The organism is Xanthomonas sp. NCPPB 1128 (genome assembly GCF_001043115.1).
In the GTDB taxonomy this organism is placed as follows: domain Bacteria; phylum Pseudomonadota; class Gammaproteobacteria; order Xanthomonadales; family Xanthomonadaceae; genus Xanthomonas_A.
In genome coordinates this window covers 15,822-32,193 of sequence record NZ_LFME01000046.1, presented here as the reverse complement: position 1 = coordinate 32,193, position 16,372 = coordinate 15,822, and the positions used below count along the sequence as shown (strand labels likewise).

The following is a 16,372-nucleotide window of genomic DNA, read 5'->3' as shown; positions in this document are numbered from 1 at the left end:
CGTCACCATCACCCCGCCCCCTCACCCCGCCCCCTCTCCCGGGGGAGAGGGGAGTTGCCCGGCGGCACTCGCCTGTCTTCGTGGCAGCCGGAGCCGGGACTGCCGCGCCTGCACACCGGCGCCCTCGCTACAAGCGCGGCGCACGGCTCCAACAAAAAAGCCGCACCCGGCAACACGCCGGGTACGGCTCCGGTCTTACGCCGCGGCAGGATTCAACGCGTGGCAGCAGCGCCCACGTTGAACAGCTGGAACTCGCGGATGTGCGCGGCATCGACGCTGGACAGGATGTTCAGGCGCACGCGCGAGGCGGTGACCGCGGGGAAGTGATCGATCTTCATGTGGCCGATCGCCTGCGCCTGCGCCACCTTGACCCAGGCGCCGTCGCGGAACACTTCCACCGCGTATTTCTGCACCAGTTGGCCATCGTTGAGCCATTCCATCGACATGGCCGTGTCGAAGGTCACCGGCTGCTTGAACTGCAGCTCCAGGGTGGCGTGATGCGCGCCGTCCGGCGCGCTCCAGAAGGTGTCGCGGTCGCCGTCCACCGCCGCGGCGATGCCGTCGTCGTTCTTGAGCCGGCCGCGCACCAGGTTACGGTCGGCGCCGTAGCGCGCCTGCAGCGCCTGGCCCATTTCCTCCAGCCGCTTCACGTCGGCCTCGGGCAGCATCCCGCGCTTGTCCGGTGCGATGCCCAGCACCAGTTGGCCGCCGCGGCCGACGCTGTCTTCCCAGATCTGCACCAGTTCGTCGACGCTCTTGAGCGTCTGGTCGCTGTTCGGGTGCCAGAACCACTGCAGCTTGTGCAGCGGCGTGTCCACCTCGACCGGGCGCCAGCGCAGATAGCCGTGGCGATCGATGGTGTTCCAGTTCTCGCCTTCGATCACCCCGGCCTCGTTGCCGACCCAGCGCACGTCACCGTATTCGAACAGCGCGGTGTCGGCGAAGACCATGGCATTGGACTGGTAGGTGCGCAGCTCTTCCATGTACTTGTCGAAGTTGTACACGTGGCCGGCGCTGCCGGCGCCGTCCAGCCACCACTCGGTGAGCGGGCCGTAGTGCGAGGCCAGATCCACCAACTGTGCGGCGTAGAACTTGTCGTAGGCCTTGGGATCGGCGTACTTGGGTTCGTGGCGGTCCCACGGCGACAGGTAGATGCCGAAACCCATGCCTTCCTTGCGCACGGCCTCGCTGGTCATCTTCACCAGGTCGCCCTTGCCGCCGAGCCACGGGCTGTTCTTCACCGAGTAGGCGCTTTCTTCGGTGGGCCACAGCGCGAAGCCGTCATGGTGCTTGGCGACCAGGATCAGGTACTTGGCGCCGGCCGCCTTGGAGGCGCGGGTCCACTGCGCCGGGTCCACCTGATCCGGTGCGAAGACCTTCGGGCTGGCGGTGCCGTCGCCCCACTCGCGGTCCAGGAAGGTGTTGGTGCCGAAATGCACGATCACCCCGAATTCCAGATCCTGCCAGGCCACTTGCTGCGGCGAGGGTTTGACCTCGGCGAAGTTCTCGGCGCGCAGCGGCGGCGCGGCCAGGGCGGTCAGGCCGAGTGCGGCCAGCCAGCGGAGCGGAGAGAGCGGGCGGTTCGGCATGGCGGATCCTCGCAATCGTCGGTCTGGCAGGCGGCGCTGCCAGTGGTGTCAGCATATGGTATTTAATTGATGATAAATAGGTATCCCCGTTTGCGGGCCAGGACCGTACCACATGATGTCGCCTTCGCTGTTTCCCCTGCTGTCGCTGTTCGCCGTGCGCGCCATCGCCGGTCCGGCCGCCGCCGCTCCGCCGCCGGTGCCGCCCTCGCCCATCGTCTACAGCGAATTCGTCAACGCGCAGGCGCCGACCGCGCAGTGCCACGCCTCCACCCTGGTGGAAACCCGCGACGGCCTGCTCGCGGCCTGGTTCGGCGGCCGCCACGAAGGCGCCGACGACGTGGCCATCTGGGTGGCGCGCCGCGACGCGCACGGCTGGCAGGCGGCGCAGCGCGTGGCCGACGGTGCGCAGCCGCAGGGCACACCGTTGCCGACCTGGAACCCGGTACTGTTCCAGCCCGCGCAAGGACCGCTGCGGCTGTTCTACAAGGTGGGCCCCGACCCGAAGCGCTGGTGGGGCATGCAGACCACGTCCAGCGACGGCGGCCAGCACTGGTCCACGCCCGAGCGCCTGCCCGCCGGCATCCTCGGCCCGATCAAGAACAAGCCGGTGCAACTGCCCGGCGGCCGCATCCTCAGCCCCAGCAGCAGCGAGGACGCCGGCTGGGTGGCGCACATGGAATGGTCCGACGACAACGGCGCGCACTGGACGCGTGGCCCGGCGATGAACGACCCGGCCAGGATCGGTGCGATCCAGCCCAGCGTGCTGCTGCACCACGACGGCCGCCTGCAGGCGGTGGGCCGCAGCCAACAGAACCACGTGTTCAGCACCTGGTCGCGCGACCAGGGCCGCACCTGGGAACCGATGACCCTGCTCGACCTGGCCAACCCCAATTCCGGCACCGACGCCGTGGTCCTGGCCGACGGCCGCTCGCTGCTGGTCTACAACCCCACCCAGGCCGGCAAGGACTGGTGGGACGGCCGCGGCGTGCTCGCCGTCGCCCTGTCCGACGACGGCCTGCACTGGACCCGCGTGCTGACCCTGGAAGACAGCCCCAAGGACGAGTTCTCCTATCCGGCGGTGATCCAGACCCGCGACGGCCAGGTGCACATCAGCTACACCTGGAAGCGCACGCGCATCAAGCATGTGGTGCTGGATCCGAAGCGGTTGACTGGGACGCTCGCAGCGGGTGCGTCACGCTGACCGCGATGCGGCAGCGCGCAGCGCGCCATCAGCCGTGGCACGCCCGTGGCAGCTGCATACCCAGACAGCCGCCCCTCGTAGGAGCGGCTCCAGCCGCGACCGAAGCGTTCCCATCGGCGTCCACAACGCAACCGCTGAAACACATAGCCCGACAGCCGCCACCGCAGTCTCCTGTAGGAGCGGCTTCAGCCGCGACACGCAAATCTCGTCATCGCGCCGCGGCACCGCGCCCCCAATCTCCACCCACACCACCGCATCGGCGGCGCCCTACTCCGCCAACAACGCCACCATCCGCCGCACCCGCGCCACATCGGTCTGCATGCGGTCGCCGCCCAGGCTACGCACATGCGGATGCGGCGACAGCGCCCGCGACGCCAACGGCCCACGCGCCGAGCCATGGAACTCGCGCGCGCCGGTGCGTGCACGCAACTGCGCCAGGTTGGCTTCGGTAACGCCAGACCCGGGCATCACGCTCAACCGCGTACCGGCCTGCTGCACCAATTCGGCAATCAGCGCCGCACCCTCTTCCGCCGTCTCACGCGCACCGGAGGTCAGCACCCGCTCGCAACCCAGCGCGATCACGTCTTCCAACGCGCGCCGTGGATCGGCACTGACATCGAAGGCGCGATGGAAGGTGACGCCGAGCGAACCGGCCGCGGCGATCAGCTCGCGCATTGTCGCCATGTCCACCTCACCATCCGCGGTCAGCGCACCGAGCACCACCCCATCGCAGCCCAGGCGCACGCACTGCTCCACGTCGCGGCGCATCGCCTCCACCTCCGCATCGTCGAACACGAAATCGCCGACCCGCGGACGGATCAGCACGTACAGCGGAATGCGCAACCGATCGCGCACCGCCGCCAGCGTGCCGAACGACGGCGTCAGCCCACCGCCATCCAGGCCGCCGCACAACTCCACCCGCATCGCCCCGCCATCCTGCGCGGCCAGTGCCGAGCCGATCGCATCGGCGGCCACTTCCAGTCCCATCGGCACCGTCCCGCTCATGCCGCCGGCGCCGCGAAATGGCTCTGCCCAGGCAGCAGCAGGTCCTGCCGCTGCGCATCGCAGACCGCGTAACTGAAACCGGGCTGGATCGCGAACGCACCGACCTCGCCACGCTTGTTCATCGCCAGGAACCCCACTTGCAGGTCGCGGGTGAGCTGCGGCTTGCGCCGCACGATGCGCATCACCACCTCGCGGCAGGCCTCGGCCGGGCTCTTGCCCTGCCGCATCATCTCCACCACCGCGAAACTGCCGACGTTGCGGATCACCTCCTCGCCGACGCCGGTGGAGGTCGCCCCGCCCACCTCGTTGTCCACGTACAGCCCCGCCCCGATGATCGGGCTGTCGCCGACCCGGCCGTGCATCTTCCAGGCCATGCCGCTGGTGGTGCAAGCGCCGGACAGATTGCCGTGCGCATCCAGCGCCAGCATGCCGATCGTGTCGTGGTTGTCCTTGCCGCCGGGCAGCGTGCCGCGGCGATAGGCGCGGTTCTCGATATTGGCCTCGGGCGCGTAGTGGGAAGTCTTCAGCCACTCCTTCCACGCCTGCTCCGATTCGGGCGTCAGCAGCTTGGTGCGCTCGAAGCCCTGCGCCAGCGCGAACTGCAGCGCGCCATCGCCGACCAGCATCACATGCGGCGTCTTCTCCATCACCCGCCGCGCCACCGAGATCGCATGCACGATGTCCTCCAGCGCCGCGACCGACCCGCACCCACCGGTGTGATCCATGATGCAGGCATCCAGCGTGACCCGCCCATCGCGGTCCGGATAACCGCCCAACCCCACAGTGTGATTGTCCGGATCCGCCTCCGGCACCCGCACCCCGGCTTCCACCGCATCCAGCGCCGCGCCACCGCGGGAGAGCACCTGCCACGCCGCTTGGTTCGCGGCGATGCCGAAGTCCCAGGTGGAGATCACCCGTGCAGCGCCGTTTGGCAGCGGCCCCACACCGGTCTTGGCCTGCATCTTGGCCGCGGCGCGTGCGCCAGGAAGCACACCGCCCAACCCGGCGGCCAGGGCGCCGAAGGCGGCGGTTTTCAGGAAGTGGCGGCGTTGCGGCATGGGGAGGCTTCGGCTTTGGGAGGACGCGCGGGAGGAGGTGCGCGTGGCCTTACATCATGCGGCAGAGTGGGAAGAGATTAAACGACCTGCTGGGCGTTGCAGAGCTCCCTGCCGCGCATGCTCCTGCAGACGTGCAGGATTAACCGGAAGATCAATACTCATCCATAGAAATGATAACAGTGCGTGCATAGCCATCAAAATCCAGATAGAGATGCGCTGGCCGCGGATGCTGGGAGAGTTGGTCGATGAGGTTGCCAAGACGATGGGTAGCATTTTCGCCAATGCCACGTCAGCCGGCGATGGAGGCCTCAAGCGTGCTGCAGGGCCGTAATCAAGGCAACATCAAATATCTAAACACACCTCACGAAGCATTCAAGATCGACTCAATTAAATTCTCGCACAAAATAGTTGCCAGGTCAGCTGGAGTCTCACCTGAGGAATTACACAGCCCTTTATCCGCGCCATTCTCTAAAAGCCATTTAACCGCATCAACATTGCCTTGCTCTACCGCATTATGCAGAGGTGTATATCCATGCTCACCAGAAGCATTAAGGTTCGCACCAGCATTAAAGAGAGCAGACATTTCTCGCACAGAGCCGCGCGTTGCCGCAACATTAATTGGATAGTCGCCGAACAGACTGATCTTTTTTACGCCATCCAATTCAATTCCAGCATACTCAGGAAGATCTCTATACAACAACAAAACGTCCTCTACTTTCATGCCAACCTCAATTAATGATCATTGCGGGACAATTGCGACCAATAAAATCCTCCAGCTTCTTGATTGCCCTTCGAGTATTATCAACCTCAATTACGTGCCCAGCATCCTGATCATTAAACCATTTCTTACTAAAAGCGTCGCGCAATTGAAGGCACTGCTTAAGACGCTGGAGGTTTGCAAGAGCGTCCTTACATTTATCGCCCGTAGGCGGTATTGGCGACTTACAAACCCTACTATACTCCCGCCTTTCTACCGCTTGCTGTGCGCGCCCAACAGCTGCGTTAGTGGCCATCCAGGGCAACCCCTTGATGCTAAACACACTTTGTGGACCGACCAATTCAAATAAATTCATAAGGAACGAAACATTTTCCTCCGTCACCTTTGGCCCACAGCTATTTAAGTCGTATTTATTCTCGATGTTATTTGAGTTATATGCCGCAGCGGCACCAGCTGCGCCAGTCATGCCCGGTCCGTAGCTAATGACAAAAGCCTGTAACCCACTGGCATCACTTAACATCAGTGAAGCGCCAGCCACATAGCCATATGTACTAATACCCCCATCCAACCCAATCGGATCACTCTGCACATACCGACCAGTGCCCGGCTCGTAGTCTCGGAAGTAATTCTGGTTCAGCCCGCTCAGCGCGTCGTAACGCTGCCCAGGAAAGCGCATGTCGAACACGAAGGCGGTTCCGTCCTTGTCCGGATCCTGGTCCGGGGCGGTGGTGCCGAAGGCTTCGCCCTTCAGGTCCCAGCGCCAGATTACCACGTCGCGGACCGGGTCGATGACGGCGCGCGGCGTGCCCAGGTGGTCGGGCTGCACATAACGCAGCGTGGTCTTGGCCAGCACGCCGACCGGGAGGTCGTCCAGCCAGATCGCCTGCTGCACGACCGCGCCGTTGTTGTCGTAGTCGGCCAGCCAGTGGCCGCTCTCGTCGTACAGCGTGTAGACGTTGGTCTTGCCCACCCGCCGCACCTGTTCGCCACGGCCGTTGTAGGCGTAGTTCGCTACCACCGTGCCGCTGCGCTTGACCTGGGTCAGCCGCCCATTGGCGCCATAGACGTACTGCACGGCGGTGCCGCCGATGGCCGTGGTGTTGCCGGCCGCGTCGTAGCTGCGTGCGGTACCGGCCACGCTGCTCAGGCGGTGGCTGGTGGTCGGATAGGTGTAGGTCTGGGTGGTGGTGTTGACCTTGGCGCTGAGGCGGTTGCCGGTGGCGTCGTAGGTATAGCCGTCGATCACCGTATCGGTCGGGCCGTCCTTGAACGCGGTCAGCCGGCCCAGCGGGTCGTAATCCAGTTTGACCACCGGTGCAGTGTTGCCCGGCGCGGTCAGTGCACTGAGATTGCCGACCGGGTCGAAGGCGAAGCCCACCGCCAGCCCGTCGCTGCGGGTGTCGTTGATCGCCAACGGACGGTAGTCCTGATCCAACACCCGTTGCATCGGGCGGCCGTTGCCGTAGGTCCAGCTGGCGACAGGGCCAAACGGATAATAGGTAGCTTGCTTAAGCAATATCTGGCGCGAGCCGCCGGCCGCGGTCACCCCAACCTCGGTGGTCTGGCCCTGGGCGTTGCGCACGTAGTCCACCACGGCCCCGTCCGGGTAGGTCATGCGACTCAGCTGTCCGGCCTTGGTGTAGGCGTAACGGACCACGAACACCTTGCCGTTGGTGGTCTGCACCTTGCGCACCAGATCGCCGAAGCGGTCGTAGCAGTAGTCGGTGCTGCCGCTGCCGTCCTGCATCCGGGTCAGGCGGCCAACACCATAGGTCTCGCCGCTGGCACAGGGGGTCTGGCTGGCGTCGTAAATGTAGCTGACGTTGAGGCTGGTGGTCGGATAGGTGACCTGGGTCAGCCGGTTCAGCGCGTCGTAGCCGTAGCTGGTCTTGATGTTGCGCGCATCGGTCTGGGTGGCGCGATTGCCGGCACTGTCGTAGGTGTAGGTGGTAGCGCTGGTGTCCGGGCTGATGAGCTTGGTCAGGTCACCCAGGCCGTTGTAGGCGTAGGTGGTGTCCAGGCCCTTGGGGTCAGTGACCTTGGTCAGGTTGTCCAGCGCGTCGTAGCCGAACTTGGTTTCGGCGGCGATGCCGCCCACGTCCTGCAGCGTCCGCGCCAGGCGGTTGAGCGGGTCGTAGTCGTTCTGGGTGGCATGCCCGAGCGCGTCGGTGACGGTCTTGGTGTTGCCGTTGGGATCGTAGCCGAAGTCGGTCGGATCACCTTGTGCGGTGGCCTGCGTCGCCAATTGGCCGAGCTGGTTGTACACCCGCGAGAGCGTGCGCTTGAGCGTGCCCGACGCGTCCGTGGTGTCTTCCTTGGATCGGTTGCCGGCATTGTCCAGCGTGTAGTGGATGGTGTTGCCGGCGTTGTCGGCGATATCGGTCAACCGATGCGCGGCGTCGTAGGTGAAGCGGGCGAACGCGCCATCGGGCTGGGTCACCTGCTTGACCAGACCGGTCGGCCAATAGTCGATCGTGGTGATGCGGTCATCGCTCTCGCTGCTGTCGTCAGCCCCACGCACCTTGCTGGCGGTCAGCCAGCCGCGCGGGTGATAGGTGTAGTCGGTGACCACGCCATTGGCGTCCTTCACCGACAGCACGCGGCCGGCGCCGTCGTAGGCCAGGTACTCGGTGACCTGGCCAAGCGCGTTGGTCACCTTCCACAGGTCGCCCTTGCGGTGCGAGCAGGCGGTCGCGGACGTGACGCAGCTACTTTCGTCGCTGGGGTAATACGTAAAGCTGGTGATGTCGTTGACGTCGGTGCGCGCGCCATCGACCGACTTGGGCAGGCCCAGGATCGGGCAGGTGCTGTCGGTCGCGGCTACGTCGGACGCTTCGCAGTAGCTGTAGGTGATAGTGCGCTGCTTGCCTGAAGCCGTGTCGCTGCTCGTCATCTGCACCGGCTGCAGGCGATCGTTGTAGCTGTAGGACACGGTGCGCCCGCCGGTCTGCACCGACAGCAGGCGATTGCTGCCAGCCGCGGTACGCGTCGTCGTGGTGCGCTCCTGCGGTTGTCCGATCGCCTCGCGTACGGTGTGGATGTTCACCGCGACACCGTTCTCGGTCGCTTCGGCGTAGCTGTGCTGGGTCTGGATACCACGGCGATCGGTGACGCTGCTCAGCCGGCGGCGGAAGTCGCTGGACTGGTCGTTGTAGCTGTACTGCAGCGTCCCGTCGGTCCTGGTCACGGTGGCGACCTTCGGCGAGGCACCACCCGCCTCGGTCATCGTGTAATCGTTGACATCGCCCAGCGCATCGGTGACACGAGTACCGGCAGCCGAGTACGCCAGGGTGATGCCGTCGATGCCACCAGCGTGCTGGCTGGAGATCGCCCGGCCAACCTCGTCGTAGGCGAAGGTGCTGAAGCGCTGGCCATCTTCCGTGGTCACACCCGTCAGATGGCGCGGGAAGCGTGCGTCCTCATAGTGATAGATCCGGCTCTTGCCATCGGCATACGTGACGCTCACCAGGCGTTGCTGGTCGTAGCCGTAGCTCGCTAGCCGCACTCCACCAGAGACGATGCCGGTGATCAGGGCGTCGTCATTGTCGTCGGCATACACCAGTTCGATGGAGCGCCCCTGCAGCGACGCGATGCTTTGCAAGCGTCCACGTACGTTATAGCCGTACACCCACCCACTGCCATCCTCGACCATGCGCGAGACCAGCTTGCCCTTGGCATCGAAGGTGTAGATCGCATCCTCGCGATACAGCACCCACTGGTCGCCATTGGCGACGATGCGTTCGCCCGAGGCATTGGCTGCGCGATACTCGGAGCCCATCTTGCGGAACGGCACGGCGTAGCCGCTGCCCTCCACCAGGCCCAGCGCGTCGCCCTGGATCGTCAGGCGCAGGCTGTGCGAGAAAGTCCAGCCGGGACCGAAACCACCGGTATTCAGTGCGATGCCGGAGTGGTAGTAGCGCGTCAGGGTGATCCAGCCCAGATCCACGTCGCGTTCGGTCTGGAATTTCTCGCCGGTCTTGACGTCGCAGGGGTTGCCTCGCATTCCGGAGTTGCCGCCCGCTTGCGGTCTCTCACACTGAAGTGTCGAGACTTCGATGGTCGCGAAGATTTCCTTGTTCGTGCAGCCCTGGTCGCTGATATGCCATGTGGCATAGGGTTTCGGACAATCGGAGCGACGCGTACGCCCCATGAAGGTGGTGTATTCGTTAGGGCCGCTGCAATCGTCATAGTACGTCCGAACGCTATACCGCCTGCTTTGCGCTTCAATGCCGGCGTCATACTCGGGATATGGACCGAACGACAGCTCCCATGGCCCTTCTGGTGCGACCGAGGCCGAAGGGCAATTGGGTCTGGTAGCACTGATTTCCTGTGCAAGAACGGCGGCAGCTTGGTCTTCGGTCGGGATCTTGGACGCCTGCCAACTTTGATAGGTCCAGTTTTCGTCCCTGGCTTCGGTACGACCCATCCAATAGGTGATCACGGTTGTCCCGCTTTCTTGTACGACGGTGTCCTTGATCGTATCGACGTACTGGTACACATCCTCCATATTCTGAGGCCCAGGAATCGCCTTGATCGCCGCCTCCGCCTGCGGCTGGGTGTAGTAGGTGCCGTGATCATTTCCTTCCGCATCACGGACAAGAAACTGCTGCTTCGGCCCTTCTGTCTCGGCGAACGCCGAACCCACGAACAGAAAGAACAGCGCCATTACCAGCGCGAGGCGGCTGGCGCCGCCGGAGGTACGTTCGTGGCGCATCGTGTTCATCGCGCTTCCTTGCAAGAAATCCATCAAGCCAATCGAATCAGCGGTCTGCGGCTGCCTGTCCAGCCGCAGACCGATCAACGCACAACAGCGCGCCGCCAATTGCAGCCAAAGGCTCGGCAGAGTTATCGGAAAACCAAATAGGTGGGATGCCCGAGCGCGGGCAATCGCGTCATCCCTGAGCGACAGAGTACAGCGAACGGGTGCACGCACGTTACGCATACGACAATCCTTGTCATTACGGGAAGCGATGCTAGACGATGGCGCTACCTACTGGCAACAAGCCGATGCGGTCTTCGCTCAAGCGTGCATAGCATCGGACAGGATGGTTGCGATACGCAGTCAGAAGCAATGCCGTTGCAAGACTGCTGTCCGATTTAGCCGACCGCCGCAAACCGCTCCACCACCATCCCCTCGATCGCCTCCAGATCCGGTAGCAAGGCGCTCTGCTCGCCCAGCAGCACGCGCATGTGCACCCCGGCGAAAGAGGATCGGGTTTTCAGAATCCGCTTCGGACATCCCTCCAGCGAATCCAGCGTCACCCCGCCGCACGACAAAACCCGCAACGCCGCCTGGTTGGCCGCGGCTCCGAAGCCCAAGTCGAAATCACCCACGCGCGCCTGTGGCAATGGACTGACGCCGGTCTTGGCCTGTTGGTCGCAGCACACGCGCCCGGGCGCACACCGCCCAACCCGGCGGCCAGGGCGCCGAAGGCAGCGGTTTTTAGGAAGTGGCGACGTTGCAGCATGGGAAGGCTCCGGCGTTGGGAGGGCGCGCGGGATGGCGTGCGTGTTGCCTTACATCATGCGGCAGAGCGGGATGGGATTGAATGACCTGCTTGCATCAGTGAGCACCTCGGCCCGCCTGCTCCTGCAAGATTGCGTCGAAGCACGCCCGACCTTTCATCAAGCTCATCGGCGTGTCCCCATAGTCGTTCTGCAGATTGATATCCGCGCCATGCTTCAAAAGAAGTCTTACTACCTCCGGATGGTTCCACATTACAGCATAATGAAGAGGAGTATTACCAATACCACCGCCAACATCAATATTTTTTACAAATGGAATAAATATCTTGACAGCCTCAAAATTTCCATCCATTGCTGCAACGTGCAATGGCGTGTCCCCATCCATTCCAGGACTATCAGGCCCCTCCACCTGATAGCCCTCAAACATTGCCATCATCCTAAACTTAGCAAGAACCGAATCCAGGAACGATTCATCATGAGCATTCATTTGGGCACTGCATCCTGTATTGCTGTTCAAGCCGCCTAATAGTCTCAGCGTCCTCCGAAATAGCCTTAGCATGCCTGCCCTCTGGCCAATTGGGATGAGGCCAAGAGGCGTCCCAAGTCTGGCGCATGGAATTCAGCGCCTTCAAAAAATTAATTCGATTCCTTAACTCCTTACAATGATCAGGATCGCGCTGATAGCCAGACCGTTGAAACTCTTTGTATGCACTATACTCTTCTTTTCTGCGCGCCGAATCATCGGATGCATTATTTGCCAGGTAGCCGTTACCCCCGAAAATAGGCAAATTATAAAAATCCACACCTGCCATCAAGATGCCAGATAGCACTTCAGAGGAAGTCGGCGCCCTCATCCGTGGATCCCGATATGTCCCGGCCAAATCTTCTCCAGATGAATCGTCATAACGACCTCCGGGCGAAATAGGACCGGGCGTGGCCCAATACAAAGGAGGAAGAACGACTTGTAGGCCACTCATGTCAGACGAGCTTATTGGTCGTGCCAAGGCATAACCAAAAGTTGAATACCCACCGCCCAATCCAATCGGATCACTCTGCACATACCGACCCGTACCCACCTCGTAGTCGCGGAAGTAGTTCTGGTTGAGCCCACTCAGCGCGTCGTAACGCTGCCCCGGGAAGCGCATGTCGAACACGAAGGCGGTTCCGTCCTTGTCCGGGTCTTGGTCCGGAGCAGTAGTACCGAAGGCTTCGCCCTTCAGGTCCCAGCGCCAGATTGCCACGTCGCGGACCGGGTCGATCACCGCGCGCGGCGTGCCAAGGTGATCCGGCTGCACATAACGCAGCGTGGTCTTGGCCAGCACGCCGACCGGGAGGTCGTCCAGCCAGATCGCCTGCTGCACGACCGCGCCGTTGTTGTCGTAGTCGGCCAGCCAGTGGCCGCTCTCGTCGTACAGCGTGTAGACGTTGGTCTTGCCCACCCGCCGCACCTGTTCGCCACGGCCGTTGTAGGCGTAGTTCGCTACCACCGTGCCGCTGCGCTTGACCTGGGTCAGCCGCCCATTGGCGCCATAGACGTACTGCACGGCGGTGCCGCCGATGGCCGTGGTGTTGCCGGCCGCGTCGTAGCTGCGTGCGGTACCGGCCACGCTGCTCAGGCGGTGGCTGGTGGTCGGATAGGTGTAGGTCTGGGTGGTGGTGTTGACCTTGGCGCTGAGGCGGTTGCCGGTGGCGTCGTAGCTATAGCCGTCGATCACCGTATCGGTCGGGCCGTCCTTGAACGCGGTCAGCCGGCCCAGCGGGTCGTAGTCCAGTTTGATGACCGGTGCGGTGTTGCCCGGCGCGGTCAGCGCGCTGAGATTGCCGACCGGGTCGAAGGCGAAGCCCACCGCCAGGCCGTCACTGCGGGTGTCGTTGACCGCCAGCGGGCGGTAGTCCTGGTCCAGCACGCGCTGCATTGGCCGGCCGTTGCCGTAGGTCCAGCCGGCGACCGGGCCGAACGGATAGTAGGTCGCCTGGTTCAACAGCACCTGGCGGCTGCCGCCAGGCGGGGTCACCCCAACCTCGGTGGTCTGGCCCTGGGCGTTGCGCACGTAGTCCACCACCGCCCCATCCGGGTAGGTCAGGCGGCTCAGTTGCCCGGACTTGGTGTAGGCGTAGCGGACCACGAACACCTTGCCGTTGGTGGTCTGCACCTTGCGCACCAGATCGCCGAAGCGGTCGTAGCAGTCGTCGGTGCTGCCGCTGCCGTCCTGCATCCGGGTAAGGCGGCCGACTCCATAGGTTTCGCCGCTGGCGCAGGTGCTCTGGCTGACGTCATAGGTGTAGCTGACGTTGAGGCTGGTGGTCGGATAGGTGACCAGGGTCAGCCGGTTCAGCGTGTCGTAGCCGTAGCTGGTCTTGATGTTGCGCGCATCGGTCTGGGTGGCGCGGTTGCCGGCGCTGTCGTAGGTATACGTGGTGCTGCCGGTGTCCGGGCTGGTGAGCTTGGTCAGGTCGCCCAGGCCGTTGTAGGCGTAGGTGGTGTCCAGGCCCTTGGGATCCGTGACCTTGGTCAGGTTGTCCAGGGCGTCGTAGCCGAAGGTGGTCTCGGCGGCGATGCCCCCCACGTCCTGCAGCGTACGCGCCAGGCGATTGAGCGGGTCGTAATCGTTATGGGTGGCATGACCCAGCGCATCGGTGACGGTCTTGGTGTTGCCGTTGCCGTCATAGCCGAAGTCGGTCGGATCGCCCTGCGCGGTGGCCTGTGTCGCCAGTTGGCCGAGCTGGTTGTACACGCGCGACAAGGTCCGCTTGAGCGTGCCGGACGTGTCCTTGGTGTCTTCCTTGGATCGGTTGCCGGCGTTGTCCAGGGTGTAGTGGATGGTGTTGCCGGCGTTGTCGGCGATATCGGTCAGCCGGTGCGCGGCGTCGTAGGTGAAGCGGGTGAACGCGCCATCGGGCTGGGTCACCTGCTTGACCAGCCCGGTCGGCCAGTAGTCGATCGTGGTGATGCGATCGTCACTTTCGCTGCTGTCGTCGGACCCGCGCACCTTGCTGGCGGTCAGCCAGCCACGCGGGTGGTAGGTGAAATCGGTGACCACGCCATTGGCGTCCTTCGCCGACAGCACGCGGCCAGCACCGTCGTAGGCCAGGTACTCGGTGACCTGGCCGAGCGCATTGCCCGCCTTCCACAAGTCGCCCTTGCGGTGCGAACAGGTGGTCGGGGATGTGGCGCAGGTGCTGTCATCGGTCGGGTAATAGGTGAAGGTGACGGCGTCGTTGACGTCTGTACGCGGACCGCTCTTTTGCTTCAGCAGCCCTGCCATTGGACAAGTGTTCCCAGTGACGTCGTCCGCTGAGCAATACGTAAGCAACTGCTGACGAACACCAGTTTGCGGTGCCGACGCGGAACCACAATTGTAAGCCACAGCGCTCGCGCTACTTGGGTCAATCGTGCACTGCGCAGCCAAGGCACCATCCGCCGAGTAGACATAGCGGATGATGGAACTAACGCCCTGCGAAGTGGAAGACTGCAACTGGACAAGCTGATTATTGGCGTCACGCATCCGCGTGCGTGTGCGTTGCTGCGCTTTACCCTCCGCCTCGACTTCGGTAATAGACGAACCGCCGTTACTCAAGGATTCGTCATAGGACCAGGTATTACGCACGCCATTTCCATCGACGGATGCCGCCAGGCGCCCATCAGCAGTAAACGTCCGCGAAACAGATAAATTTGGCCCAGAAATACCGATGACTTGTCTAAACGCACCCGCGCCGATGGCGTACTGATAGTCGGTCCCGTTAGGCTGAGTCACCACAACAGTGCCGTTGTCGACGTAGTTCAACATCGTCTTCTCGACCATACCGGCATCGACATTCAAGCCACTCGAGGCGACCTTGCCGTCATCGACATAAGTGAAAGAGGCATAACGCACGCCATCCTCCACTATTCCCGTCAACAAATGACGTATCGATGCCGGCGCAGCGCCAGACTCATTGTAAACATAGGTACGACGACTACCATCTTGGCGCACGGCAGCAGCGAGGTTACGCTCTGTATCGTACTCGTAGTGCACACTGCTTCCGTCGCTCAATGCAATGGCGGAAAGCAAGCCGTTTTCGTAATAGAACGATAAGGTGCGCCCCAAGCCATCCACCACTTGAAGCAAGCGCCCCTTCTGGTAGGACAATGTCACACTCCGGCCGGGTGCCGCCGGGAAAAAGATGCTCGCCAACAAGCCATCTGCATTGTAAGTCCGTTGCTCTCCACCAGCCCGCTTGAGCAGCCAGGCATTACCCTGACGGATCAACAGGTCGGCCTCATTACGAGAACCACGATAGGTATTATCGGACAACAGCAAAAATTTTTCGAAGTAGCCCTCTGCCGACATCAGATAAGGCAATCCATCGTAACCAATTTTCTCCAAATAAGAATGACCCCAGCCCTGGGCCATGGTGTCAGAGACCTGAATCTGCTGCAGAGAATGGTAATAACGCGCAAAGGGGCGACCCGCAAATTCGAAATCCTCTTCTACCCGCAACTTATCGCCTGTTGCAGGAAAGCACGGATGCAAATTCGCGGCACACGATGATGTCTGCGTAATCCCTAAAGGCGACCGCACTTCGATGGAAGCATAAACCTGGCCTGCAGTGCATAGATTTGGCCAAATTGCGATGTAGTCAGGATTTCCGGAGTTATTATATTGCGGATTATACCCCCAGACTGGCCAAAAACCCGCTTCACAATCAAAGTTCTGAAATTTCCGCAATTCATTTTTGCGCGGATCGCTGGTCGGCCAACTTGGACATTGTGTATCGTAATGGAACCATCTTCCTTGTGGAGTATCGAAGCTTATCTGCCCATGCCCACCCACTGAACTACTAAAAACAAAAGGCTCGCCGTAGGAGCCTTCGTAACTTTCGTTATTGAATGAGCAGCCGGCATAGGCTTGGCGCATATAGGCGAGGAACTCCTCATTCATTTCCGCCTCATTTGCGCACATGCCTCCATATCCAAAATAGGGATCATCCGCTTTTGAACAAGACGGAGTACCACCTGGCGAACTCGAGCCATTACTATACCCTGGCTCGTAAAATCGGACAGGAGGCCGATCGTTAACCGTATAAGAGATAACAAGAGATGGAGAATTACTTCCAGTATTTTTTATGCTCGAGCCCGAACGTTCCAGATAGGCCCCATGGTCTGCCTGGCTGCGCATGTAAGACTCGGCCTCGGGAAGGCTGGCAAAACACGATTCGCCATAGCAGTACTGAGAAGCTTGCGCATGCAGATTCACCGAAGGAACAAGCCATAGAACTAACGCCACCAAAAACAACGCGACGATAGAAAAATTCAACTTCATAGCCACGATTCCTTTCACTCAATGAAAGCAGC

The 16,372-nt window shown here is 62.1% G+C and carries 8 protein-coding genes and 1 pseudogene; 1 reads left to right on the top strand and 8 read right to left on the bottom strand.

The window, feature by feature from the left end; all coding sequences use genetic code 11:
* Positions 1-212 precede the first annotated feature (212 nt).
* A complete protein-coding gene (locus ACP93_RS19520; RefSeq protein ID WP_082143549.1) occupies positions 213-1,589 on the bottom strand; it encodes an alpha-L-fucosidase in 1,377 nt (458 codons plus the stop codon).
* 112 nt (positions 1,590-1,701) lie between these two features.
* Here ACP93_RS19520 and ACP93_RS19515 point away from each other — a divergent pair, with 112 nt between their 5' ends.
* The gene (locus ACP93_RS19515) at positions 1,702-2,790 is read left to right on the top strand and encodes a sialidase family protein (RefSeq protein ID WP_048492324.1); all 1,089 of its coding nucleotides are present in this window, start codon (positions 1,702-1,704) and stop codon (positions 2,788-2,790) included.
* Between the two features lie 267 nt (positions 2,791-3,057).
* Here ACP93_RS19515 and ACP93_RS19510 read toward each other — a convergent pair whose 3' ends face one another.
* The 7 genes and pseudogenes from ACP93_RS19510 to ACP93_RS22375 all read right to left on the bottom strand — a co-directional run bounded on the left by ACP93_RS19510 (position 3,058) and on the right by ACP93_RS22375 (position 16,340).
* On the bottom strand, positions 3,058-3,777 hold the full coding sequence (locus ACP93_RS19510; RefSeq protein ID WP_048492323.1) for a copper homeostasis protein CutC: 720 nt from the start codon (positions 3,775-3,777) through the stop codon (positions 3,058-3,060).
* A 14-nt stretch (positions 3,778-3,791) separates the two neighbouring features.
* A complete protein-coding gene (locus ACP93_RS19505) occupies positions 3,792-4,853 on the bottom strand; it encodes a glycosylasparaginase (protein WP_048492322.1) in 1,062 nt (353 codons plus the stop codon).
* A 361-nt stretch (positions 4,854-5,214) separates the two neighbouring features.
* Positions 5,215-5,574, bottom strand: coding sequence for an ankyrin repeat domain-containing protein (locus ACP93_RS21370; RefSeq protein ID WP_082143548.1), 360 nt, complete (start codon positions 5,572-5,574; stop codon positions 5,215-5,217).
* Between the two features lie 7 nt (positions 5,575-5,581).
* Positions 5,582-10,513, bottom strand: coding sequence for an RHS repeat-associated core domain-containing protein (locus ACP93_RS22380; protein WP_228136097.1), 4,932 nt, complete (start codon positions 10,511-10,513; stop codon positions 5,582-5,584).
* Between the two features lie 155 nt (positions 10,514-10,668).
* Positions 10,669-10,770: pseudogene (locus ACP93_RS21600) on the bottom strand (chemotaxis protein CheW); the annotation flags it as partial.
* Positions 10,771-11,134: 364 nt separating this feature from the next.
* Complete coding sequence (locus ACP93_RS19490) at positions 11,135-11,524, bottom strand: ankyrin repeat domain-containing protein (RefSeq protein WP_048492320.1); 390 nt, start codon at positions 11,522-11,524, stop codon at positions 11,135-11,137.
* A complete protein-coding gene (locus tag ACP93_RS22375; protein WP_228136096.1) occupies positions 11,511-16,340 on the bottom strand; it encodes an RHS repeat-associated core domain-containing protein in 4,830 nt (1,609 codons plus the stop codon). Before ACP93_RS22375 ends, ACP93_RS19490 begins: the two co-directional genes overlap by 14 nt.
* Between the last annotated feature and the right edge of the window lie 32 nt (positions 16,341-16,372).

What these genes read in the sequence shown, in the direction of transcription:
- ACP93_RS19520 (WP_082143549.1), bottom strand. Translation starts at nt 1,589, where the DNA reads ATGCCGAACCGCCCGCTCTCTCCGCTCCGCTGGCTGGCCGCACTCGGC.
- ACP93_RS19515 (WP_048492324.1), top strand. Translation starts at nt 1,702, where the DNA reads ATGATGTCGCCTTCGCTGTTTCCCCTGCTGTCGCTGTTCGCCGTGCGC.
- ACP93_RS19510 (WP_048492323.1), bottom strand. Translation starts at nt 3,777, where the DNA reads ATGGGACTGGAAGTGGCCGCCGATGCGATCGGCTCGGCACTGGCCGCG.
- ACP93_RS19505 (WP_048492322.1), bottom strand. Translation starts at nt 4,853, where the DNA reads ATGCCGCAACGCCGCCACTTCCTGAAAACCGCCGCCTTCGGCGCCCTG.
- ACP93_RS21370 (WP_082143548.1), bottom strand. Translation starts at nt 5,574, where the DNA reads ATGAAAGTAGAGGACGTTTTGTTGTTGTATAGAGATCTTCCTGAGTAT.
- ACP93_RS22380 (WP_228136097.1), bottom strand. Translation starts at nt 10,513, where the DNA reads ATGCGTAACGTGCGTGCACCCGTTCGCTGTACTCTGTCGCTCAGGGAT.
- ACP93_RS19490 (WP_048492320.1), bottom strand. Translation starts at nt 11,524, where the DNA reads ATGAATGCTCATGATGAATCGTTCCTGGATTCGGTTCTTGCTAAGTTT.
- ACP93_RS22375 (WP_228136096.1), bottom strand. Translation starts at nt 16,340, where the DNA reads ATGAAGTTGAATTTTTCTATCGTCGCGTTGTTTTTGGTGGCGTTAGTT.